This is a genomic window from Halomonas sp. MCCC 1A13316, from assembly GCF_014931605.1.
In the GTDB taxonomy this organism is placed as follows: Bacteria; Pseudomonadota; Gammaproteobacteria; order Pseudomonadales; family Halomonadaceae; genus Halomonas.
On sequence record NZ_CP053382.1, the window covers coordinates 111,834 to 135,091 of the forward strand.

The following is a 23,258-nucleotide window of genomic DNA, read 5'->3' on the forward strand; positions in this document are numbered from 1 at the left end:
GAGGCCGTTGATCACACGCACAAGAACACTGATCGTCCGCTCTTGGCCGTTAGCAGTCTTTGTTGTGATATCGCATTATTGGCTAGATAAGGCTTGCCGTTTGATTAAGCGTAACTAGAACCACAAATGCTTAAGAGCATGGCTTTGCGCTCAGCCGGTGGAGCGGAAACGAAAGGCCCGGCCTTGCGGCCGGGCTGGATCTTCGCTTCCTTACATCCTCCTCGGGCATCCTTCCGACCCGAGCGTCCTTGGATTGAGTCGTCCTGACTCGTCGTCCCTGGCTGAGCCTCCGTGCTCAGTACGCCTCTAGTGTGCCAACTAGGGCAGCCTTGTGACGTTAACCTGGCGCAAGCGGCGTGTAAGATATTGCCGATAAATTTTGTAAGACATGGCTTACAAGATGTTCGATTCGGCCTCCCGTCGGTCGGGCCCGGTGCGGCCCAGTGCTTCCCTGTCGTCATCGGACGGGCACGCAGCAGCTTGCCAGTGGCCGCGGGGCGGCCAGGCTCACAGGGGTATCGGTGGTGTCGAGTGTCGTGCGTAAGATTCGTGATGATTGACGGCTTGCCGCGCGAGCTGCCTCCCGCGCTCTCAAGCCGTCAATGAGGGGAGGGCGCAGCTGCTGTTGAGGCAAGCAGAGCAGTTATTGATTGAGGGTACTGTCCAGCAATAGCAGCGCAGCCTGCCAGGAGGAGGCGTCGGCGGCGGCATTGTAGCCAATCGGCAAGCCATGTTCTTCGCTCAGCGCGTCGGCGCCGGGGTTGGTGAAGCCATGGAGGGCCTGGGGATAGGTAATGACATCGACATCGGCGCCCTGTGCCTTGAGCGCAAGCGCCATGGCTGCCAGGGTTTCACGCTTGACGAGCGAGTCCGCGCCGCCAGTATGGATCTGTACTGCACCGCTGAATTCCCCGGGAGTAGGGACAGCCGGCGTGGGATCGCCGTGAAAGCTGATAACGGCCTCGAGCGGCATGCCGGACAATGCCATGTTCATGACGACGCTGCCGCCGAAGCAGTAACCAATGGCCGCCATGCCGGTATCAGCCACGGCCGGGTGTTGGCTTAGCTGGGTCATGGCCGCTTCGAACCTGGCACGAGCGGCTGGCCAATCCTGCAAAACTTCCGAGGAGAATTCGCCCGCTTGGTCGGGATGCGTGGCGACCTGACCACCGCCGTACATATCCACCGCCAATGCCACGAAGCCGAGAGCGGCGAGCTGGTCGGCGCGTGTGCGAGCATAATCGTCGAGCCCCCACCACTCGTGCACCACCAGTACGGCCGGCCGTGGTTTCTCATCATTGACGTTGCGTGCCAGGTAGCCCTGGTAGGTCTCGCCTCCGGTCGTATATTCGAACACCTCGCTTTCGACGCGCGGTCCCCAGGCCGTGAGCAATTCCGACTCGGGGTCGGTTTCGGATGCTGCCGGAGGGTTGACCTCCTGGGCGATTGCCGAGCCTGTCAGCAACCAAGCTATCAGGCACAAGAACGTGAAAAGTGTGCGCATATGAAGCTCTCCTTGCTTATTCTTTGTCGGGTCTCGGCGGCAGGGAACGCCAGTCCCACCTTTTACTAACATAGCTGCCCTCGTAGGCCCGCGTACACCGCTACTGCCTGAGGCCCTTCAGATGGAAGGGCTCCGAGAGGTCGAAATCGCCGTCGGCTGGGGATGGGCACGCGGCACACGACAGCCAGCATCGGCGGCAAGCGAAGAGCTACTGTAAGAGGAATGGCTTGCGCTATGGCGTGCCTATGCTGATTGGCTGGCTACGAGAGCCCAAACAAAAGCCCGGCCTTGCGGCCGGGCTGGATCTTCGCTTCCTTACCTCTGCCTCGGGCATCCTTCCGACCCGAGCGTCCCTGGATATGAGTCGTCCTGACTCGTCGTCCCTGGCTGAGCCTCCGTGCTCAGTACGCCTTTACTGTGCCAACCCTCGACCGTCTCTGACGTTAACCTGGATCAAATTCGCATGAAAAAGTGTTGGTTCTTTTTAGAAATGGCTTCAAGGAAGGTGACTTGCGCTCGCAGCGGCTTCGGCAGTAACGGTGGATTACGCCGGCTCAGCTCCCTGACGGCAGCACCGCGGCATAGACCGCGAAGTAGTGGAAGGTGCTGCCGCCCAGCACGAACAGATGCCAGATGGCGTGGTTGAAGGGAATCGCGCTGACGGCGAAGAAGATCACGCCCAGGGTATAGGTGATGCCGCCGGCAGCGAGCAGGGCGATGCCGGCCGTGGGCAGGCTGGCGCTCAGCTCGTCGCCGGCGAAGACGATCAGCCAGCCCATGACCAGGTAGATCGCCACCCGCAGCACGCTGAAGCGGTGAGGCCAGGCCAGCTTGCAGGCGATGCCGGCCAGCGCCAGGCTCCAGACGATGGCGAACAGCGTCCAGCCGGTGGTACTGCGCATGTTGACCAGCAGAAAGGGCGTATAGGTGCCGGCGATCAGCAGGTAGATGGCACAGTGGTCCAGCTGTTGGAAAGCACGCTTGAGTCGTGGATGGCGAACGCCGTGGTAGAGCGTCGAGGCGGTGTAGAGCAGTACCAGGGTCACGCCGTAGAGGCTGATGCCGACGATCTTCCACGGATCCACGTGGGCAGCCATGCTGGCCAGTACCAGCAGCACGATCACGCCGGCCAGGCTCAGCGCCGCGCCGATGCCGTGGCTGATGCTGTTGAGCAGCTCCTCGACCAGGTGGTGGCGATGGCCGCCGGGGCTTCCCGTCTGTGGCATGGCGTCTCCGTCTGGGCGCCCCGATGCCGTGTCGGCTCAGGGCTTGCGTTCGATATCCACGTCGCTGGCCTGAGTGAAGTCGCCGAGCACCATCATGTGGCCCAGCTTGCCGGCCTTGGTGGAGAGATATTGCTCGTTGTGGGGATTTAGACCCGTGGTCAGCGGCACGCGTTCCGCGATAGTGACGCCGGCCTGGGTCAGGGCGTCGACCTTGCGCGGATTGTTGGTCATCAGCCGCAGGCTCGAAATGCCCAGATGTCCCAGCATCGGTACGCAGAGATCGTAGCGGCGCATGTCGGCGCCGAAGCCGAGCTGCTCGTTGGCTTCCACGGTATCGGCACCCTGGTCCTGCAGGTGGTAGGCGCGGATCTTGTTGAGCAGGCCGATGCCGCGGCCCTCCTGGCGCAGGTAGAGCAGCACGCCGCGGCCTTCATCGGCAATCCGCTTGAGTGCTTCCTGCAACTGGTAACCACAGTCGCAGCGCATGGAGAACAGCGCGTCGCCGGTCAGGCACTCCGAGTGCACCCGGCCGAGCACCGGCTCGCCGTCGGCCACGTCGCCCAGCGTCAGGGCGATGTGATCCTTGCCGGTGGCCTCGTCCTCGAAACCGTGCATGGTGAAGGTGGCCCAGGGGGTGGGCAGCCGGGAGGCGGCGATGAATCGAATGGTCACGGGGTACCTCGGTCAGACCACGGCGATGCCGGAAGTGAATCTCGCATTCTAACAGGAACGGGGGCGGGGCTCACGAATGTGCGCCGACATCGATCTTGGCCCGGGTCAAGCCGCGCGAAAAATGATGCGCTACAATGGGCCGACATTTCCTGTGGATGACTGCCTGCATGGATCTCAAGAACGATCGCTTTCTGCGCGCCCTGATGCGTCAACCGGTAGACCGCACTCCGGTATGGATGATGCGTCAGGCCGGCCGCTACCTGCCGGAGTATCGCGCCACCCGCGCCGAAGCCGGTGACTTCATGGACCTGTGCCGCAACCATGACTTGGCCTGCGAGGTCACGCTGCAGCCGCTGGAGCGCTATCCGCTGGATGCCGCCATCCTGTTCTCGGACATCCTCACCATTCCCGACGCCATGGGGCTGGGGCTCTACTTCGAGACGGGCGAGGGGCCCAAGTTCCGTAAGCCGGTGCGCACGGCGCAGGATGTCGAGGCGCTCAAGGTGCCCGATGCCGAGCGCGACCTCGACTACGTGATGCGTGCGGTATCGACCATTCGCCGTGAGCTGAACGGCCGAGTGCCGCTTATCGGCTTCTCCGGCAGCCCCTGGACCCTGGCCACCTACATGGTGGAAGGTAGCTCGAGCAAGGACTTCCGCCACGTGAAGACCATGCTCTACGACACGCCCAGCGCGATGCACGACCTGCTCGATACCCTGGCAACTGCGGTGACCGACTACCTGAACGCCCAGATACGTGCCGGCGCCCAGGCAGTGCAGATCTTCGACACCTGGGGCGGGGCGCTTTCCACGCCGGCCTACCTGGAGTTCTCGCTGCGCTACATGGAGCAGATCGTCGCCGGGCTGATCCGCGAGCACGAGGGGCGTCGCGTGCCGGTGATCCTGTTCACCAAGAACGGCGGCCAGTGGCTCGAGGATATCGCCCTGGCGGGCCCGGATGCCGTGGGCATCGACTGGACCACCGAGCTGTCGGACGCCCGCGCCCGGGTGGGTCACAAGGTGGCGCTGCAGGGCAACCTCGATCCCAACGTGCTGTTCGCGCGTCCGGCGGCCATCCGCGCCGAGGTGGGGCGTGTCCTCGACAGCTACGGCCACGGGCCGGGCCACGTGTTCAACCTGGGCCACGGCATTAGCCAGTTCACCGACCCGGACAACGTCACCGCCTTCATGGAGGCGCTGCACGAGCTGAGCCCGCGCTACCACCGTGCCATCCAGCATCACAATGCCTGAACCCGGCTGGCTGCGGCGGCTGGCCTGGGGGGAGGATAGAAAGCGACACCGCCTGTGGGCGGTGTCGGCCGTTGTGGCTGCCGTGGTCATTGCCCTCGGCAGCCTGACACCGGGCAACGAAATGCCCGACAGCCTGCCGTGGGACAAGCTCAACCACTTCGTCGGCTATGCCGGATTGGCGGGGTTGGCCGGTCTGGCGGGGCTGCCGCTGGTGCGCACCTTCATCGCCGTGGCGCTCTACGGCATCTGCATCGAATACCTGCAGGTCCCGGTGCCGGGGCGCAGTGGCGGCGACTGGGCCGATATCCTGGCCAATAGCCTGGGGGCGGCCGGGGCCGTACTGGTGCTGTATGTTCGCCGCCGCTTTCTGATCAAGCGCGACTGACCTAAAAAGCCGGCGGCAACGCGGCGAATCTGACATAGGCGCCTCTCTACCTTCGGGTGGCGAGGCGCCTTTGCGATGGGCTTCTGTACTCACGCGGTAGCGGGATTGGATCGTTCTCGTTTGTTCACGCCAGGTCATGTTCACTTAATTTCATATTGATAGTCTTAAGTGGAATATATCGGCACTGGCATGTCCCGATTGGCAACTGGCGTATCTCTCTAGATTTGAATAGCCCCGCCAGTCGGTGACTCAACGGGAGAAGTTCATGCGACATCGAATGGCGGCAGGGATCGTGCATATCCTCTTGTTGGTCGTGCTGTCGAGCCTCAGCTTGGCGAGCGAGGCATTGGCGCAAGGCTTGTTCGGCCAGCAAGATGACTTCCTGCCGCCCGACCAAGCTTTCCAGCCAACCCTGAACCAGGACGGTGAGGCGTTGACCATCGATTGGCAGATCGAGCCCGGATATTACCTCTACCGTCACCGCCTCGCCGTGGAAGCCGACGGGCGCGAACTACCGCTCGACCTGCCCGCAGGCGAGACGATCGAAGATGAATATTTCGGTCGCTCAGAGGTCTATCGCAACACACTGACAATGCAGGCCACACTCGAAGGTGAAGATTCGATCACCTTGAGTTGGCAAGGGTGCGCCGATGCTGGCCTGTGCTATCCGCCGCAGCAACGAACCTTCGAGCTCGAAACTGCCGAAGCCAGCAGTGCGGGCGACATGAGTACTTCCGATACCGGCACGGCCCGTCCGGTTGCGTCCAGTGCGAGTGACTCACCGGATCTCGCAGCAGCGAACGGTCAGGCTGAGGATCAGCGCCTGGCCGCTCGGCTTGCCGACGGCAATGCAGTCTGGACGCTGGCTCTCTTCTTCGGCATGGGGCTGCTGCTGACTTTCACCCCTTGCGTGCTGCCGATGATACCCATCCTCTCGAGCCTGATCATTGGTCAACGCGAGCAGGGCACTCCCAGGCGTGCGGCCGGGCTCATGCTCTCTCTCGCCTATGTGCTGCCCATGGCAGTCACCTACGCTGCCTTGGGCGTCGCCGCCGCGCTGGCCGGCGCCAACTTGCAGATTCTGTTCCAGAATGTCTGGTTCATCGGCATGTTTTCGGCACTGTTCGTCGTGCTGGCGCTGGCAATGTTCGGTTTGTTTGAACTGGAACTGCCCGGCGCGATACGCCAGCGCCTTGATGCGGGCCTCTCTCGCCAGCGTGGCGGGCGACTGAAAGGTGTCGCTGCCATGGGCGTGCTTTCCGCACTGCTCGTCGGACCCTGCATGACCGCGCCGCTGGCCGGCGCGCTACTGTTTATCGCGGAAAGCGGTAATCCTTGGCTCGGCGGTACGGCATTGCTGGCACTCGGCCTGGGCATGGGGGCGCCGTTGATTCTCATCGGCACCGTGGGCAATCGGCTTTTGCCCAAGCCTGGTGCCTGGATGGGACGCGTGCGCGGCGCCTTCGGCTTCGTCCTGCTGGGCATGGCGATCTGGTTCGTTGAGCGCATCTTACCCGAGCCCATCGTGTTGGGGCTGTGGGGCGCGTTGGGGCTCTGTTTTGCCGTGGCGATGCGAGCGCTGGCACGCAATGCCAGCGCGGGTCCGTTGCCTCAGGCCGGCAACGCCAGCGCGGCGGTCATTGGTTTGTGGAGTGCACTGATCCTGATCGGGGCCGCTGGTGGAGCGGACGATCCCTGGCGTCCGCTGGATGTCTATTCCCCGATTGGCGACGGCACGGCTGTCGCATCGGAAGCGAGCGAGCCGCTTGAATTCGATGAAGTCGCCGATCTGGCATCACTCGAAGAACGCGTGGCGATGGCCTCGAATGTAGGGCAGATGACGCTCGTCGAGTTTACCGCCGACTGGTGCGTTTCCTGCGAAGTGATCGAGCAGGAAGTCTTTGGCGACTCCACAGTCCAGACCGAACTGCAGGACGTGCAGCGGTTGAGGGTCGATGTCACCGCTTACGATGCTGAAGATAAGGCCATCATGCAGAACTTTGGCGTCGTCGGCCCACCGACATTGATGTGGTTCGGTCAAGACGGACAGGAGCGTCGCGGCGAACGCATCATCGGTGAACTGGACGCTGAAACTTTCCTCGAGCGCTACGACCGCGCCAGGAAGGGGACTCGGCGCAACGATGGGAGCGATGCATGAAGCCTTGGCAGCGTTTGGGGCTTTCCCCGCCATACCCCAGCGCCTCCGCGACACAGGTAATCACCTCTTATCACTGGATGGAGAAAAGAAACGTGCAAGACTACAAACAGCATGGCATTTCGCATCGACTCGTGTTGGGCATCGGTACCGGCCTTGCGCTGGCCATGAGTGGATCGGCCTTCGCTACCGACTGGCCCGCGCCCATCGAGCAACTCGAGCAGCAGGGGCTTACGATCCAGGGCGAATTCGACGCCCCGGGTGGGCTCAAGGGTTATGCCGGCAGTGCGCGTGGTCAGGCCATTGCGGCCTACCTGACTCCCGATGGCGAGCATGCGCTGGTAGGAACGTTGATCGACGCCCAGGGCCGTGATGTGTCGGCAGAAGCACTGGAGCAGATCGTCAACGGATCTCAAAACGCCGAGCTCTGGGAAAAGATGGCCGATCATCATTGGATCCGCGATGGCGATCCTGACGCCCCGCGAGTGATCTACACCTTCAGCGATCCCAACTGTCCTTATTGTCGCAAGTTCTGGGAGGACGCCCAGCCCTGGATCGAAAGCGGCAAGGTTCAGGTCCGCCACGTGATGGTGGGAATTCTCATGGCGGACAGTCCCGAGAAGGCTGCCGCCCTGCTCAGCGCTGAGGACCCCGGTGCAGCGGTTGCCGAGCACTATCGGACGGGAGCGATGCCGGACGGCGACATTACCGACGAGAGCAAGCAATGGGTCACTGAAAATAATCGACTCATGCGTGACGCGCAGCTCTTCGCCACGCCGGTCACGTTTTATCGGGACGGGGAGAACATTCGTCGTGTCAGGGGAGCACCCTCAGCTGAAAAGCTTCAGGAAATGATGGGTGAACTTGTCGAGACATCGCAGTAACGCACTGAAGGGTTAAACAACCGGCAGCGCCCTGCCATCTCCGGATGGCGGGGCGCTATTGCCTTCGCGGGTAGCTAGGTGATCACTGCAGCTCGGCGCGCTCGATGATTACGGGCTCGCGCGGCACGTCTTGAAACGGGCCGCGGCTGCCGGTGGGCACCCGCTTGATGGCGTCGACCACGTCCATGCCCTCCACCACACGGCCGAACACCGCGTAGCCCCAGGCCTGGCCGGAGTGGGTGCCCTGGTGGTCGAGGAAGCCGTTGTCGTTGACGTTGATGAAGAACTGCGCGGTAGCCGAGTGCGGGTCGCCGGTGCGTGCCATGGCCAGGGTGCCGCGCTCGTTGCGCAGGCCATTGTCGGCCTCGTTGGTGATCGGTGAGCGGGTCGGCTTCTGCTGGAAGTCCTTGTCGAAGCCACCGCCCTGGATCATGAAGCCGTCAATGACGCGATGGAACTGGGTACCGTCGTAGTGGCCTTCCTCCACGTAGGTGAGGAAGTTCTCGACGCTCTTGGGCGCCTGCTCCTCGAACAGTTCGATGGCGATGGGGCCGTGATTGGTTTGCAGCACCACGTCGGCCGCGTTGGCATGAGCGACAACCAGCGGCAGGCTGGCGGCGGCGAGCAGAGAAAGCAGGGTTCGCTTCAGCACAGAGGAGCTCCTGAATGTTCGGCGATGAATGTTCGGTAATGAATGGCGTGGTGAAAAGGGTGTGCCTAGCTTACGTTCAGTTGCGCTCGCTGTCAGGCTTTCGCCGTGCGATCCCGGGCGTGACATCCGGCCACACCCGATTGTTTGACGTGGATCACAACCCGCCTGGGAAAAGAAGTACTGGGTATGGTTTTTTTAAAGCGATAGCCGGACCATGCCTGCATACCGGCCGAGGCAGTACCGAATCACCCCACCCAGCTCCGCTTGCCTCGGTCATGAATATTCTTCAGTGACCGGCAGTTCGCCCAGGCGCGGTGCCGGAATGCGGGAGGTGCCGGCCCATGGTGGCGGAACTCGGAAACTTTGCGCTTGTGTTGGCGCTATGCCTGGCGCTGGCCCAGAGCGTCTTGCCGCTGGTGGGTGCCCAGCTAGGCGATGCCCGCCTGATGCGCACCGCTCGCTTCCTGGCCAGCGGCCAGTTCGTCTTCCTGGCGCTATCGTTTGCCGTGCTGATCTGGGCCTTCGTGGTCAGCGACTTCACGGTGCGCTACGTGGCCGGCCACTCGAGCCTGGGCCAGCCGCTGAGCTATCGCATCACCGCCGTGTGGGGCGGCCATGAGGGCTCGCTGCTGCTGTGGGTGTTCCTGCTGGGAGCGTGGGGTGTTGCCGTGGCGTTGTTCAGCCGGTCGCTGCCTCGCGAGATGCTGGCCCGGGTGCTGGCGGTGCTGGGCATGGTCGGCGTGGGCTTCATCGCCTTCACTCTATTCACTTCCAACCCCTTCGAGCGGGTCATTCCGGGGCCTGTGGACGGGCGCGGCATGAACCCGCTGCTGCAGGATCCGGGCATGATCCTGCACCCGCCGCTGCTCTACATGGGCTACGTGGGGACCGCGGTGATCTTCGCCTTCGCCATCGGCGCGCTGCTCGGGGGCCGGCTCGATAGCGCCTGGGCGCGCTGGTCACGGCCCTGGACCACGGTGGCCTGGGTCTTTCTCACCCTGGGCATCGCCGTAGGCGCCTGGTGGGCCTACTACGAGCTGGGCTGGGGCGGCTGGTGGTTCTGGGACCCGGTGGAGAACGCCTCCTTCCTGCCCTGGCTCACCGCAACGGCGCTGATCCATTCTCTGGCGGTGACCGAGAAGCGCGGCGGCTTCAAGGTCTGGACCCTGATGCTTGCCATCGTCACCTTTGCGCTGACCGTACTCGGTGCCTTCATCGTCCGCTCCGGCGTTATCACGTCGGTGCACGCCTTCGCCACCGACCCCGAGCGCGGTGTGTTCCTGCTCGGCATGCTGAGCCTGACCCTGCTCGGTGCGCTGTCGGTCTACGCCTGGCGGGCACCGAAGGTAGGGCTCGGCGGTGCCTTCGCCGGGTATTCGCGCGAGTCGCTGCTGCTGGCCAACAATGTGCTGCTGACGGTGGCCTGTGCGGCGGTGTTTATCGGCACCCTCTATCCGCTGGCGCTGGATGCCTTCGGCCTGGGCAAGATCTCGGTGGGCCCGCCCTACTTCGATAGCGTCTTCGCCCCGTTGATGCTGCCGCTGTTGCTGCTTGTCGGCCTCGGCCCGGCGGTAGCCTGGAAGCAGGCGAATCCCAGGGAGACCTTCCGCCAGCTGCGCTGGGCACTCCTGGTCAGTGTGGTGGCCGGCGGGCTGTGGCCACTCGCGCTCGGTGCCTGGTACCCCATGACCGCGCTTTCACTGATGCTGGCCGTCTGGATCGTGCTGACGGCGCTGCTCGACGTGCGCAAGCGGTTGGGTTCCGCGCGGCAGCCTTGGCCGACCCGGCTCAGGCGGGTCCTGCGCCCGAGCTTTCTCGGTATGCACCTGGCCCACGTGGGGCTGGCGCTGGTGGTGGTGGCGATCGCCATGGTCAACACCTACGAGGTCGAGCGAGACGTGCGCCTGGCCCCGGGCGAGAGCGCCTCAGTGGCAGGTTTCGACTTCACCCTGCAGCGCATGGCGAGCGTGCGTGGTGGCAACTGGGAGGCCGACCAGGCCACCGTCGAGGTGACTCGCGAGGGTCGCCCGGTCGCCCTGCTGCAGCCACAGCGGCGCTACTACGACACCCACGCTCAGACGCCCATGAACCAAGCCTCGCTGCATCGCGCCGTTACTCGCGACGTCTACGTCTCGCTGGGTGAGCGGCTGGAGGGCGACGCCTGGAGTTTCCGGCTCTACTACAAGCCCTACATGGTTTGGATGTGGTTCGGCGCCATCCTGCTTGCCCTGGGTGGCCTGCTGACGGCCGTCGACAAGCGCTATCGCCTGGCCGCCAATCGCTCGTCCCGCATGCAGCGGCAGCCTGCGGCCAGCCACCCCTTGGAGATCGCAAGCCAATGAAACTGCGCATGCTGATTACGCTGGCGGCCTCGAGCGCCCTTCTCGGGCTGCTGTTCGTTGGCCTGGGCCTGAACAGCCGCGACCTGCCCTCGCCGCTGGTGGGCAAGCCGGCACCGCCGTTCACGCTGGAGTCGCTGGAGGATGCCGAGCGTCTTCTTACCGAGCAGGACTTCATCGGCGAGGTAACGCTGGTCAATGTCTGGGCCACGTGGTGCAGCACCTGCCGTGCCGAGAAGCCGCTACTGATGGAGCTCGCGCGCGGTGGCATACCGATCCATGCCTTCAACTACCGTGACGAGCGCGACGCGGCGCTACGCTACCTCAGCGTCAGCGACAATCCCTATCGCACCATCGCCTACGACCCCAAGGGAGACGCCGGCATCGACTGGGGCGTCTATGCCACGCCGGAAACCTACGTGCTCGATGCCGAGGGGGTGATCCGCTACAAGCGCATCGGGCCATTGACGCGCCAGTTGCTGCTCGACGAGGTGCTGCCGCTGGTCGAGACCCTGCGCGCCGAGCAGCGGGCCAGCGAAGTCAGGAGGGTGGCGCAATCATGATCCAACGCATGATTTGGTTGTTGCTCGTCTGGCTGCTGCCCGCAGGGCTTGCCATGGCACTGGCCATCGGCCAGCCACTGGAGTTCGGCAGCGCGGCCCAGCAGCGCCAATACGACACCCTGGTGCGCGAGCTGCGCTGTACGGTGTGCCAGAGCGAGACCATCCATGAATCCAACGCCGAGCTCGCCGCCGACATGCGTCGCCGGGTCTACGACATGACCCTGGCCGGGCACGACGCCGAGGCGATCGTCGAATTTCTGGTACAGCGCTACGGCGACTACGTGCGCTATCGGCCGGCGCTGCAGGCCAATACCGCGCTGCTGTGGGCCAGTCCCTTCCTGTTGCTGCTGGGCGGCGGTCTGATCTGGTGGCGTATCGTCGCGGGTCGTCGGCGCATGGCGCAGTGTCCCGAGTTCAGCGCACGGGAGCGGGCCATGCTCGATCGACTTCGCCATGGCGATGACGCCGGGAGGCTACGATGAACGGAACATTCCTGCTGCTGGCCTTGGGCCTGTGTCTGGTAGCGCTGGGCTTCGTGGTCACCCCTCTGCTGCGCGCACCACGCGCGGAGAACCCGTCGCGACGTGCGACCAATCTGGTCGTTCACCGCGACCGCGTGCGCGAACTCGAACAGGACATGACGGCGGGCTTGTTGACCCGTGCCCAGTACGACAACGCCCTGGCCGATCTCGAGCGCGAGCTGCTCGATAGCGGCGCCGTCGACAGCGATGAACCTCAGGGCAATCAGGGGATTGGCTCGGCGCGCGTGCCGTTGGTGGCCGCCTGGGTCAGTATCGCACTGCTGCCGTTCATGGCCATCGGTCTCTACCTGACGGTGGGGCATGCGGAAGAAGTCTTCGCCACCCAACTGCCGGCGGGGACTTCGGCATCCGTCCCCGAGACCGAACCGCCCTCCGAAGCCGCCCTGCAGCGTGAGTTCCAGCACTTGGCGCAGCAGCTGCAGGGGCGCCTGGCGCAGGACCCAACCCACCTTGGGAGCTGGGTACTGCTGGGCCGCACCTTGGTGTTCCTCGACGACCTGCCGGCGGCGGAGCGCGCCTTTCGCGAGGCGATGCGCCACGGTGGCGACCAGGACCCCGACCTGCTGACACGCTATGCCGACGTCCTGGCCGAGCGACACGGCGGCCTGGCCGGTGAGCCCGAAGGCCTGATCGAGCGCGCCCTGGCGCTCGATCCCGATCACATCCAGGCGCTGTGGCTGGCCGGCACCCTGGCGCTGCAGCAGAACTCGCCGGACGAAGCGCGAAACCATTGGCAGCGGCTGCTGGTACTGCTGCCGCCGGAATCCCCCGGAGTCGAGGTGATCCGCGGCAATCTCGGCCAGCTTGACCAGGCCGACGACAGCCTCCCCGGCGGGGCGTCGGCAAGGAGCGAGACATGATGAAGACATTGAGCCGTGAGGCGCTGCAAGCCGTGCGCCAGGTACCTCTGTTCGTCGGGCTCGAGGACGAGACCCTGGCGTTGCTCACCGACGGCGCCGTGGAGCGCAGCTACCGTCGCGGCGCGCTGTTGTTCAGCAAGGGCGAACCGGCGGATCGCTTCTATGTGGTGCTAGGCGGCTGGATCAAGCTGTTCCGCGAGAGCCCCGACGGCAACGAATGCATGGTGGGGCTGTTCACCCGCGGGGAATCCTTTGCCGAGGCGGCGATGTTCGACCGCCTGGGATTTCCGGTCAACGCCGCGGTGGCCGAGGATGCCCGGCTGCTGGTGTTTCCTGCCGACCACTTCCTCACCACCCTGGAGCGCAACCACGGCCTGGCGCTCAATATGCTCGCCAACCTCTCCGGCATGCTGCGCTCCTTGGTGCGCCAGCTCGACCAGCTCACGCTGCAGCCCACCTACCAGCGCCTGGCGGCCTTCATCGTCTCGCTGTGCCCCGTGGGTGTCGACCAGGCCACCGTCTGCCTGCCCTGCGACAAGCTGCTGATCGCCGGCCGGCTGGGCATGAAGCCGGAAAGCTTTTCGCGGGCCATGGCGCGGCTACGCGACGTCGGCGTCAGCTGCGAGCGCAACTGCGTGCACGTGGAGGACATCGCCGCACTGCGGCGCTTCGCCAACGCCGCCGAGGAAACGTTACTCACTCCTTTGCCAAGCGCGGCGCTGGGTTCGCCGTGTGCCGCCGCGCCGCGCCCGTGTCGCTAAGTCCCGCCCACTAACCGCCCCCTTTGTTCCCCTCTCGATCCGGTCCGCCCAGCGGGCCGTGATTTCTTTTCCTCTCCTCTGACATAAGTCAACTCCTGGATGCATCAATTGACAGTGGTCAAGTGAGGCGGAAAGCAAAATTGCTACTAATGGCGGCAGGTGGGGGGTAGCTCAAGCTCATGGTCGCTAGCACGCAGAAGAACAGGTCATGCCGGGCACCCGCCAGCCACTACCCGAAGGGGAAACCAAGCGAGGCACGTGTTATGCACAAGAGAGCTTTGAGCAAGGGGATCTTCGCCCTCAGCTTCCCGCTGGCGGCCATGGTGGGAACCGCCCAGGCCGCGGCACCGGAGCTGTCCGCTGAAGAAATGGATCACGCCAGCAATATTTACTTCCAGCGCTGTGCCGGCTGCCACGGCACCACGCGTAATGGCGCGACCGGCCCCGACCTGCTGCCCGAGAACACCCAGGAGCTGGGTCAGCGTCGTCTGGAGAGCATCATCACGCTGGGGACCGAAGGCGGCATGAATAACTTCGATGGCATTCTTTCCGAGGATGACATCACGCTGATTTCGAAGTACGTCCAGCACGACCCGGTCCAGCCGCCGGAAATGTCGCTGGCCGACATGAAGGAGCGCTGGCAGGTCTTCGTCGCACCGGAGGATCTGCCCACCGAGCCCCAGCACGATCTGAACTGGGAAAACTTCATGGTCACCATCCTGCGTGACCGTGGCGCCATGGGCATTATCGACGCCGACACCAAGGAGCTGGTCACCGAGGTCGAGACCGGCTATGCCGTACACGTGGCCAAGGAGAGCTCCGACGGTCGCTTCTGGTACGTCCAGGGCCGTGACGGCCGTCTCTCCAAAATCGACCTGTGGATGAACCCGCCCCAGGTCACCGCCGAAGTGTTCATCGGCTATGACGCCCGCGACGTGGCGGTTTCCCACTATGGCGAGTGGAAGGACAAGTACGTCATCGGCGGCTCCTACTGGCCGCCGCACTTCGTGATCGCCGATGCCGAGACCATGGAGCCGCTCAAGGTCGTCTCCACCCGCAGCTACGACACCGAGGGCAACTTCAGGAACGAGGCTCGCGTTGCGGCGCTCTACAACACCCCGCACGCACCGACCTTCCTGGTCAACGTCAAGGAGTCCGGTCAGGTCTGGCAGGTCGACTACAGCGACATCGACAACCTGCGCATCGACCAGATGGAAACCGCCGAGTACCTGCACGACGGCTTCTTCGATCCCACAGGTCGCTACTTCCAGATTGCCGCCAACATGAGCGACAAGATGGTCTTCATCGACACCGAGACGCGCAAGCTGGTCAGCATGCTGGAGACCGGCACCAAGCCTCACCCGGGCCCGGGCGCCAACTGGGTCGATCCCGAGTGCGGTCCCGTGGCCGGCACCACTCACCTGGGTGAAGGCCTGCTGACCTTCTGGGGCAACGATCCCGAAGGGCATCCCGACCAGGCCTGGCAGATCTGCGACCAGATCGAGACCGACGGCCCGGGGCTGTTCGTGCGCACCCACCCCGATTCCGACAATGTCTGGATCGACCAGGCCATGCACCCCGAGCCCGACGTCAACCAGTGGGTCATGGTCATGAACAAGGAGACCCGCGAGCTGACGCCGATCCACGTTGCCGACCGGCCGCTGGAGCACGATGCCGTGGCGGTGCACATGGAGTACGACCAGACCGGCACCGAGGTATGGGTCTCCATCTGGGCGCGCGGCGACGGTCACCAGAACGATGGCGCCATCGTCGTTTTCGACGACAAGACGTTGGAAGTCAAGGCGGTCGTCGAGGGCCTCAACACGCCGACCGGTAAGTTCAACGTCTACAACCGCAAGAACCACGTCGGCTGATCCTAGCCGTAACCGCCGGGGGCCCCATGGGGAACCCCGGCCCCTTCACCAGACACTTTGCATCGAGCGAAGCGCCTGGTGAAGGGGCCGAAACGAACAGCCACGACCAGGGCGGCGGCAGGCGAGGGCAAGCACTCGCATCATGACATTGGGGAGAAAGACCATGGGGGAGCGTCCACGCAATTGGCGCAAGATCACCATCCTGGGGGCATCGCTGGGTGCCGCCGTGCTCTTCTTTATTGCCGGCATCATATTCTGGGGCGGTTTCAACACCGTGATGGAAGCCACCAACAGCTATACCTTCTGTACCACCTCCTGCCATGAGATGAACTGGGTTCACGAGGAATACCAGGAACGTCCCCATTACCAGAACGCCACCGGCGTGGGGGCGATCTGTTCGGATTGCCATGTGCCGGACGCCTGGGGGCCGAAGATGATCCGCAAGATCCAGGCCAGCCGCGAGGTGTGGCACTGGATGCTGGGCTCCATCGACACCGAGGAGGAGTTCGAGGCCAAACGTCTCCACCTGGCCGAGAACGTCTGGCGTTCGATGCTGCGCACCGATTCGCGCGAGTGCCGCAACTGTCACGACTGGTCGGCGATGGATCTGGAACAGCAGGCCGCCCGCGCCTCACGCGAGCACGCCCGTGCCTTCGAACAGGGCATGACCTGTATCGAATGCCACCAAGGCATCGCTCACCAGTTGCCTGAGGCGTGGGATGAGTCACCGGTTTGGGCGGGTCGCTTCGACGTCGTCGAAGTCGCGGAAGAGGCCGAGGCCACCGAGGTACCGTTGGAAAGCGAGGATCTCGGTGAGGCCGCCACGGTCGACGAGAACCTGGCCGCATCGCTCGACTGGGAGTCGGTACCGGCCACCGACCTGACGCTCTTTCTGCCCGGCCAGGCCTCCATCGAATGGATCCAGGACGGCAGCGAGCATGGCGGCGGCCGGGCGGTCAAGTTCGGCGACCGCTGCATCTGGTGCCACCAGGGCGAAGAGGCGGATATCGGCGCGCTGGCCGTCGCCGGCGAGAAGATCGAGACTTTCGACCTCGGCGACAAGCGAGGCCACGTGCCGATGAGCGTAAAAGCCGCTTTCGATGACGAGTACCTCTACATGCAGTTTCAGTGGCAGGAGGGCGAACATGCCCCGCTACCCTTCGTCGACGGCGGCATGATGGACCCGAACAACCCCTTCAAGCTGACCGTGGGCCTCTCCGACGAGCGCGTCGAGCTGGCCGAGCAGGGGGGCTGCTGGGCGAGCTGTCACCACGATTCGGCCTACATGCCGGATGCCCCGGATGCCGCGACGCTGGTGGCGAGCGATCTGGCCGAACGCCTCGATCTGACCAGTGGCAACGGTGTCACCAAGTACCTCGCCGAGAGCCGCACCGAGATCGAGATCAAAGGGCGTCGTGGCGCGGCGCGCGGCGGCTGGGACAAGCTCAAGGAGGAAGCCGAGATTCAGGAGCTCCTCGACGGCGGCGTCTACCTCGATCTGGCGCGCTACAACAGCGGCGACAGCTCGGTCGAGTCGGGCTATGTCCTCGACGAGCGGCACTTCAGCGATAGCCAGGCCATCGTGTTCAGCGCCGAAGAGCAGGACGGGGTGTGGACCGCCTACCTGACCCGGGCACTCAAGACCGGTACGGAAGGCGACAAGCCGCTCGACCTGTCGAGTCTCTATAGCCTCAACGTGGCGCTGCACGACGACCATGCCGGTTCGCGCTTCCACCACGTCTCCTTCCAGTACGGCCTCGCCTTCGGCGCCGAGACTCCGGAAGAGACCTTCGGCGAAGACATGGTGGAGATCAATGCCACGCGCGTCACTCGTTGACGCGCCGGCCGGGGAGGAGACGCTCATGCGACAGAGTATCGGACTGACATTCGGCGCGACCGCCCTGGCCACCCTGCTGCTGAGCGGGGTGGTGCAGGCCGGCGACGATGTGACCGAAGTGGAGATGCGCGACTACGAATATCACCCCGCCGAACTCGAGGTGACGGCCGGTGCCACGGTGCGCTGGGTCAATGCCGAGAAGCGTACCAGCCACGACGTCTACTTTGCCGATGAGGAACAGGGCTCGGAGCGGCTGTTCCCTGGGGAGAGCTGGGAGCGCACCTTCGACGAGCCCGGCACCTACCCCTACCACTGCCGCCCGCACGAAAATCGCGACATGGAGGGGGTGATCACGGTGGTGCCGGCTGAATGATCGGGAACATGTCGACATTCGCTGCGAACGCCGGCTTGGCCGCACTCGCAGCCGTTCATGCTAGAGGAGCGTCAATGAGACGATACATGCAAGCGTCAGCCTGGCTCGGCGGTAGCCTGGCCGCTCTGGCCTTTACCACGGCCCTGGCAGCGGAAGGTCCGACGGGCTATCGCAGCGCCGAGTTCGGGATGTCATACGGCGAGGTCATGACCGAGCTTGACCGCGACGCCGCCGTGGTCAACCTTGCCGGCTTCGAGACCGAGGAGGGCGACCGCCTCATCGATGGCGAATTGCAGGACGAGGACGCACCGCAGACCGACTTGCGCTACGTGTTCCCGGCCGGCGACGACGCTCTGGCACTGGTGGTGACTTTCCATCCCGACGTGGCAGAGCGCGAGCGGGTCATCGAGCGGCTCGTGGCGAACCACGGTGAACCCTGGGAGGAGGAGATGGCCGCCTGGTGGTTCGAGCAGCTCCAGGGGGAGATGCCGGAAACGCCCCAGAGCCTGATGGTGTGGGGTGGCGATGGCGACGAGGCGGACCATCGAGGACGCTTCGTGCGGCTGTGGACCTTCGAGGATTACCTGTCGGTGGAGTACCTGGATACGCAGCGGTTTCGTTGAGAGCCGCAGAACCTGTCACGGCCGCCTGCTGGCGGCCGTTTCGCTTTTCCGTCAAGCGCTCAGTCGCTGCCGATGCGCTCGATCAGTCCGAGGAAGGGCGCCAATGTGAGGGCCAGAATGGCCAGTACCGCCAACACCACCAGCAGCATCTGCACGGGATGCTGCCATAGGCGACGCCACAGGGTCGGTGCGTTTCCCTGCGCGACGCGGGCGGCATGCTCCTGCTGAGCGCGCGCTTGCCGCCCGGCCTGGTAGCGTTCGAGCACCTCGCGTGCCGCCTCCAGCTGCGCGGGGTCGCGCAGCCAGATGGCGTCGACCCCCAGGCGCCAGAAACCGGCCTGGGTCTCGTAGGTGTCGAAGCCGTGCTCGTCGAGCAGCCGGCGCACTTCCCAGACCTCCTCCTCGGTGACGTTGGCCAGCCGAAACAGCAATGTCGCCATCAGCCTGCCGCCTCGCACAGCCGCTCGGCGCGGGAAATGGCGGCTTCGGCCCCCGCCAGGTCGAAGCTCATGAACCAGTAGTCCCCGTCGCCGCGGTCCAGGCGCAGCCGCAGTGTCTCGCCGCCACGCATCTCGTCGGTCAGTTGGTCCTGGGTATCGAGATAGAAATTGACGTAGAAGCCGCGGTCGCCGCGCTGGGTGATGAACTCCGCCATGCCGCTGTGGATGGTTTCGTGATCCACCCGCAGGTCGCCGGGCACCAGGTTGGCCACACGGCTCTCGGGTTGGTGCTCCTGCAGCTCGACGCGCACTTCGAGCCACGGCAGATCGCACACGCCGGCGGTGTAGTTGAAGCTCAGGATCGAGTCGCTGTAGCTGGTCTGCTCAAGCGCGCGAAAATGGCGCTCCTCGCCTAGCGTCAACACCACGGAGTGCCAGTTCTCGTGCTGCTCGGCATCGCTGACGTTGTAGTTGGTGGCCGAGGCCGGGCCGGCCAGGGCCAGGCCGACCAATACGGGGGCGAACGGGACGATCGAGCGCATGCGGGGGCCTCTGGAGTGAACTGCGCCCGAGCCTAGCACGAAGCGGTAAAGCTGTCCCGCCGGGCTCAGTGTGTCCCGCTGGTGGCATGCATCGCGCCAGAATCACTGCCGTGGCCAGCCATGTCGCCCATCGCCTCATCGCCGCCCAGCTCACCGCGGCTCAGGCGGGCGAGCAGTTCGAGGTCGATGTCGGCATAGGCGTACAGCTCTCCGCCGTGCTCCGCGCGGAAGGTCTCGGCGTCGCTCTGCTGCTTGAACGAGGCCAGCGTGTGGCCCATGGAGCCTCGCTGGTCGTGACCCGCCACATACCACGCCTCGCTGGCGAGAACGAAGGCCTCGTCGTCGGGCGTGGCCCAGGGTGCGGCGGCGACGTCATGCACGTAGGCGTGGGAGAGGCGGGTCTCGTTCTCCGGTTGGCGCAGGAAGGTGAACAGCTCCGCCGTGGAACAGAATTTCAGCGCCGAGCCCTGCTTGTCGAGGAAGGCCTCGCCCTTGGGGCCGGGGTGCTCGCTGATCAGCATGCCGCATACGTGGCAGCTGTCGCCGGACTCGATGGGCTCGGCAGCGGCCAGGGCGACGGGCTCCGACTCTCCGCAGCCGGCAAGCAGCAGCGACAGCAGGAGCAGGGGAAGCAGCAGGAAGCGGGACATCAGTTTCCTCCGATAGGAAAAGCGGGCTCAGGCCGAGCGATGACGGAAGCGCAGCAGCGCCAGACCCAGGGGCACCAGCACCCAGGCCATCAACAGCGGCAGCAGGACGGTGGGGCGGAAGGCACCACCCACGGCAATGGAGGTCAGGCCGGTATAACTGCGCGCTGCCTCGAAGCCGGCCAGGTTGATCAGGCGGAACAGCTCGGTGGGGTTGAGCAGCAGCAGCCAGGGCAGCCAGTCGCCGCCCTGCTTGACGCTGACCAACAGCGCCAATAGCCCCAGGTCGAACACCAGCACGAACAGGAACCACACCACCAGCGCCAGGCCGGCGGCGCGTGCCTTCTCGCTCACCCACACGCTGATCAGGTAGGCGAAGGCGATGAACACCCAGCCCAGCAGCACGCTACTGGCGATCAGCAGGCCCATGCCGGCAGCGAGCTCGCCCAGCGCCACCCCTTCCGCGCCCACCGCGATTACCACGCCGGCAATGCCGAAGCCGAGCGCCGTGGCGCTGCCAAGAATCAGGCCGTGACCGAGGAACTTGCCCAGCAACAGAGAACTGCGGCTGACCGGGTAGGTGAGCAGCAGCAGCAGGGTACCTGCTTCCTGCTCGCCGACCACGGCGTCGTAGGCCAGCAGCAGGGCGATCAGCGGGATCAGGAACACCGCCAGGGTGGCGAGGCTGACCAGCGTCGTGGCCAGCGAGGTGAAGCCCAGCCCGCCGCTGGCGGCGGCGCCGAACCAGGCGATGCCCACGGCGAGCAGGGCCAGCACCAGGGTGATGGCCAGCACCCAGCGGTTGCGCATGCCGTCGCGGAATTCCTTGCCGGCCAGGGTCAGAATGGCGTTCATTGGGCGTCTCCTCGCTCACGGGGCGCGAGCCCGGCGGAGAAATGGGTATACAGGTGTTCCAGCGTGGGCGGCAGCAGTTCGACGTCCTCGACGCCGGGCTGGGCGGTGAGGTGTCGCAGCACGGCGAGCTTGGCGTCGGCCGGCACCGAGAGCGACACCTCGTGACCGTTGAGCGGCCGGGCCTGGATGCGCGCGTCGTTCCAGGGCTGCTTCCAGTCGGCGCCTTCCAGCCGGCCGCGGGCGCGAATGGTCGTTGGCAGCGCTGCCTCGGCACGCAGGGTCTCGAGGCTGCCCAGCGCCAGGCGACGACCGCCGCCGAGGATAAGCGCGCGGTCGATGTAGGGCTCCACGCCAGGCAGCACGTGGGATGAGAGCAGCACCGTGCAGCCGCGCTCGCGCAGGCTGCGCACCGTCTCGTAGAAATCGCGGGTGGCGGCGGGGTCGAGTCCGGTGGTGGGTTCGTCGAGCAGCAGCAGGCGCGGCTCGCCGAGCAGCGCCTGGGCCAGGCCCAGACGCTGGCGCATGCCCCTGGAGTAGGTCTTGACGCGGCGCTTGGCCGCCGCACCCAGGCCGACCTGCTCGAGCAACTGGCCCACCTGGCGCCGGTCGACGCGCTTGAGCCGGGCGAAGAACTCCAGTACCTCGCGGCCGCTGAGCTGTTCGTAGAAGCTGACATTCTCGGGCAGGTACCCCAGTCGGCGCCGCAGCGTCTCGGCATGAGCCCCATCGGGGGCGCCGCCGAGTACGGAAATCGAGCCTTCACTGGGCGAGAGCAGCCCCAGGATCAGCTTCATGGTAGTGGTCTTGCCGGCGCCGTTGTGGCCGAGCAGGGCGAGGACTTCGCCTTCGCTGACCGTGAGGTCGAGGGCATCGAGGCGTACCACGTCGCCGTCGCGTCGGGTCACGCCGTGGAATTCGATCACCGCGGTCATGAGTCGGTGTCTCCGAAGTCGGGTTCTGTCATCAGGGGGGCGCTGTCCTTCACGCCCTGGGGGCGGAAGACGGGAAACTGGCGCTGCACCCAGCGCAGGGTCAGCACCGCGGGGCTGTGCATCAGCAGCCGCGCCACAGGGTAGCGCCACAGCAAGCGGTCCATGGCATCGTTGGGTTCGTAGGGCGTATCGCCCAAGCCGTCGCCGGCCAGGTCCCAGCCCAGGTAGTCGCTCCAGTAGTTGCCGCGGCCCTCCTCCGACCACTCCTGGGTCCGAGTGGCCACGTACATCACCTGCTGGCGGTTGTCGACGAAGGCGTTGCCGACCACGCTGTTTTCCTCGGAGCCGGCGGTCAGGTGGATGCCGATGTCGCTCTCTGCCAGGCGGTTACCCTCGAAGCGGTTGAACTGGGCGTTATAGACGAACAGTGCCTTGCCTTCGGCGCCGCTGACCATTCCCTCGCCGCTGGCGTCCAACGGTTGGCGCACGCCGCTGATTCGGTTACCGCGCAGCGTGGAGTAGGTGATGTTGTTCATCAGGATGCCGTAGTTGAGGTCACCCTCGGAACGGTTGTCGAGAACCGTCAGGTGGCGCGACTGCATCAGCGCGTAGCCGGTGCGGGTGTTGCGGGTCAGGTTCTCTTCCAGGCGATTGTCGTGGGCGTACATGTAGTGCACGCCGTAGCGCAGGTCCCGCATCACGTTGCGGCGCAGCAGGCTCTGGCTGCTGGTGTCGATGTAGATGCCGTCGCGCACGTCGCGGATCTCGTTGCCTTCCACCCGGGCGTTGCGCACATTGAACAAGTGTATACCGTTGCCGCGGTCCTGCGAGCGCAGCGAAGTGTCGCCGCGAATGACGTTATCCAGCACTTCGACCTCGTTCACCGAATCGAGGCGAATGCCGAAACCGGGACCTTCGAGATGCGAGTGGCGAATGACGCTGCCGGTGGCGGCGCTCTCCACCAGGATGCCGCTGTCCATGGCGGTGAGGTCGCGGCCCCAGTTCTCGACGGTGAGGCCGTCGATCACACTGCCGGGGGCTTCGAGGATCACGCCGTGACCGCTGCCGCCGGCATCGATTACGGCACCGGGCTCGGCCTTTACGGTGAGCGAGCGGTCGATAGTCAACTGGCCGGGGTAGCGGCCCGCGGGCAATAGCAGGCGGTCGCCGGCGCTGGCGCGATCCACCAGCGTCTGCAGCGATTCGCCCGGGCTGGCCCGCCAATCGGCGGCCAGCAACTCGCCCGGCATTACCAGCCAGGCGGTCAGAATCAGGGTCAGGACGCCGATTATCGGTCGTCGGGTCATACGTTTCTCCAAAGTCTCGGGGCCGGGCATGCCCG

23 protein-coding genes are annotated in these 23,258 nt (G+C 64.9%); 13 read left to right on the plus strand and 10 right to left on the minus strand.

Annotated elements, in window-relative coordinates; genetic code table 11:
• Positions 1 to 643 precede the first annotated feature (643 nt).
• From HNO52_RS00530 to ribA, 3 genes are all read right to left on the minus strand, one after another.
• Positions 644 to 1,504: a dienelactone hydrolase family protein gene (locus tag HNO52_RS00530; protein WP_197567151.1), complete on the minus strand. Its 861-nt coding sequence runs from the start codon at positions 1,502 to 1,504 to the stop codon at positions 644 to 646.
• Positions 1,505 to 2,058: 554 nt separating this feature from the next.
• Positions 2,059 to 2,730 (minus strand): PAQR family membrane homeostasis protein TrhA, encoded by a 672-nt coding sequence (gene trhA, locus HNO52_RS00535; protein ID WP_197567152.1) that lies wholly within the window; start codon positions 2,728 to 2,730, stop codon positions 2,059 to 2,061.
• A gap of 36 nt (positions 2,731 to 2,766) precedes the next feature.
• On the minus strand, positions 2,767 to 3,402 hold the full coding sequence (ribA, locus tag HNO52_RS00540; RefSeq protein ID WP_197567153.1) for a GTP cyclohydrolase II: 636 nt from the start codon (positions 3,400 to 3,402) through the stop codon (positions 2,767 to 2,769).
• A 167-nt stretch (positions 3,403 to 3,569) separates the two neighbouring features.
• On the opposite strand from ribA, the gene hemE reads away from it, so the two are divergent.
• From hemE to dsbG, 4 genes are all read left to right on the plus strand, one after another.
• A complete protein-coding gene (gene hemE / locus HNO52_RS00545; protein WP_197567154.1) occupies positions 3,570 to 4,652 on the plus strand; it encodes a uroporphyrinogen decarboxylase in 1,083 nt (360 codons plus the stop codon).
• A complete protein-coding gene (locus HNO52_RS00550) occupies positions 4,645 to 5,037 on the plus strand; it encodes a VanZ family protein (protein ID WP_197567155.1) in 393 nt (130 codons plus the stop codon). The genes hemE and HNO52_RS00550 overlap by 8 nt, the downstream gene beginning before the upstream one ends.
• Positions 5,038 to 5,302: 265 nt before the next feature.
• Entirely contained in the window at positions 5,303 to 7,195 is a 1,893-nt protein-coding gene (gene dsbD / locus HNO52_RS00555; RefSeq protein WP_197567156.1) for a protein-disulfide reductase DsbD, read from the plus strand.
• Positions 7,196 to 7,287: 92 nt separating this feature from the next.
• Positions 7,288 to 8,076 (plus strand): thiol:disulfide interchange protein DsbG, encoded by a 789-nt coding sequence (gene dsbG / locus HNO52_RS00560; RefSeq protein WP_232090445.1) that lies wholly within the window; start codon positions 7,288 to 7,290, stop codon positions 8,074 to 8,076.
• Positions 8,077 to 8,158: 82 nt separating this feature from the next.
• Here the strand turns inward: dsbG and HNO52_RS00565 are convergent, their stop codons facing one another.
• Positions 8,159 to 8,680 carry a peptidylprolyl isomerase gene (locus HNO52_RS00565; RefSeq protein ID WP_269476084.1) on the minus strand — a complete coding sequence of 174 codons (522 nt, stop codon included), beginning with the start codon at positions 8,678 to 8,680 and terminating at the stop codon, positions 8,159 to 8,161.
• Positions 8,681 to 9,069: 389 nt separating this feature from the next.
• Here HNO52_RS00565 and HNO52_RS00570 point away from each other — a divergent pair, with 389 nt between their 5' ends.
• From HNO52_RS00570 to HNO52_RS00610, 9 genes are all read left to right on the plus strand, one after another.
• Positions 9,070 to 11,070, plus strand: coding sequence for a heme lyase CcmF/NrfE family subunit (locus tag HNO52_RS00570; RefSeq protein WP_197567158.1), 2,001 nt, complete (start codon positions 9,070 to 9,072; stop codon positions 11,068 to 11,070).
• Positions 11,067 to 11,630 carry a DsbE family thiol:disulfide interchange protein gene (locus HNO52_RS00575; RefSeq protein WP_197567159.1) on the plus strand — a complete coding sequence of 188 codons (564 nt, stop codon included), beginning with the start codon at positions 11,067 to 11,069 and terminating at the stop codon, positions 11,628 to 11,630. The genes HNO52_RS00570 and HNO52_RS00575 overlap by 4 nt, the downstream gene beginning before the upstream one ends.
• Entirely contained in the window at positions 11,627 to 12,112 is a 486-nt protein-coding gene (locus HNO52_RS00580) for a cytochrome c-type biogenesis protein (protein ID WP_232090447.1), read from the plus strand. Before HNO52_RS00575 ends, HNO52_RS00580 begins: the two co-directional genes overlap by 4 nt.
• Positions 12,109 to 13,032, plus strand: a complete 924-nt coding sequence (ccmI, locus tag HNO52_RS00585) for a c-type cytochrome biogenesis protein CcmI (protein ID WP_197567160.1) — start codon at positions 12,109 to 12,111, stop codon at positions 13,030 to 13,032. The genes HNO52_RS00580 and ccmI overlap by 4 nt, the downstream gene beginning before the upstream one ends.
• Positions 13,029 to 13,793, plus strand: coding sequence for a Crp/Fnr family transcriptional regulator (locus HNO52_RS00590; RefSeq protein WP_197567161.1), 765 nt, complete (start codon positions 13,029 to 13,031; stop codon positions 13,791 to 13,793). Before ccmI ends, HNO52_RS00590 begins: the two co-directional genes overlap by 4 nt.
• A 263-nt stretch (positions 13,794 to 14,056) precedes the next feature.
• Positions 14,057 to 15,667 carry a cytochrome D1 domain-containing protein gene (locus HNO52_RS00595; RefSeq protein ID WP_197567162.1) on the plus strand — a complete coding sequence of 537 codons (1,611 nt, stop codon included), beginning with the start codon at positions 14,057 to 14,059 and terminating at the stop codon, positions 15,665 to 15,667.
• A gap of 163 nt (positions 15,668 to 15,830) precedes the next feature.
• Complete coding sequence (locus HNO52_RS00600; protein ID WP_232090455.1) at positions 15,831 to 17,504, plus strand: NapC/NirT family cytochrome c; 1,674 nt, start codon at positions 15,831 to 15,833, stop codon at positions 17,502 to 17,504.
• Positions 17,505 to 17,529: 25 nt separating this feature from the next.
• Positions 17,530 to 17,877 (plus strand): cupredoxin domain-containing protein, encoded by a 348-nt coding sequence (locus tag HNO52_RS00605; protein ID WP_197567163.1) that lies wholly within the window; start codon positions 17,530 to 17,532, stop codon positions 17,875 to 17,877.
• A gap of 86 nt (positions 17,878 to 17,963) precedes the next feature.
• Positions 17,964 to 18,500, plus strand: a complete 537-nt coding sequence (locus HNO52_RS00610; protein ID WP_197567164.1) for a hypothetical protein — start codon at positions 17,964 to 17,966, stop codon at positions 18,498 to 18,500.
• Between the two features lie 59 nt (positions 18,501 to 18,559).
• Here HNO52_RS00610 and HNO52_RS00615 read toward each other — a convergent pair whose 3' ends face one another.
• The 6 genes from HNO52_RS00615 to HNO52_RS00640 all read right to left on the minus strand — a co-directional run bounded on the left by HNO52_RS00615 (position 18,560) and on the right by HNO52_RS00640 (position 23,223).
• The gene (locus HNO52_RS00615; protein ID WP_197567165.1) at positions 18,560 to 18,940 is read right to left on the minus strand and encodes a DUF6164 family protein; all 381 of its coding nucleotides are present in this window, start codon (positions 18,938 to 18,940) and stop codon (positions 18,560 to 18,562) included.
• Positions 18,940 to 19,482 (minus strand): hypothetical protein, encoded by a 543-nt coding sequence (locus HNO52_RS00620; protein ID WP_197567166.1) that lies wholly within the window; start codon positions 19,480 to 19,482, stop codon positions 18,940 to 18,942. The genes HNO52_RS00615 and HNO52_RS00620 overlap by 1 nt, the downstream gene beginning before the upstream one ends.
• Positions 19,483 to 19,547: 65 nt before the next feature.
• Positions 19,548 to 20,132 (minus strand): nitrous oxide reductase accessory protein NosL, encoded by a 585-nt coding sequence (locus HNO52_RS00625; protein ID WP_197567167.1) that lies wholly within the window; start codon positions 20,130 to 20,132, stop codon positions 19,548 to 19,550.
• Between the two features lie 27 nt (positions 20,133 to 20,159).
• Complete coding sequence (locus tag HNO52_RS00630; RefSeq protein ID WP_167115694.1) at positions 20,160 to 20,984, minus strand: ABC transporter permease; 825 nt, start codon at positions 20,982 to 20,984, stop codon at positions 20,160 to 20,162.
• Positions 20,981 to 21,916, minus strand: coding sequence for an ABC transporter ATP-binding protein (locus HNO52_RS00635; RefSeq protein ID WP_197567168.1), 936 nt, complete (start codon positions 21,914 to 21,916; stop codon positions 20,981 to 20,983). Before HNO52_RS00635 ends, HNO52_RS00630 begins: the two co-directional genes overlap by 4 nt.
• Positions 21,913 to 23,223: a nitrous oxide reductase family maturation protein NosD gene (locus HNO52_RS00640; protein WP_232090457.1), complete on the minus strand. Its 1,311-nt coding sequence runs from the start codon at positions 23,221 to 23,223 to the stop codon at positions 21,913 to 21,915. The genes HNO52_RS00635 and HNO52_RS00640 overlap by 4 nt, the downstream gene beginning before the upstream one ends.
• Positions 23,224 to 23,258: the final 35 nt, after the last annotated feature.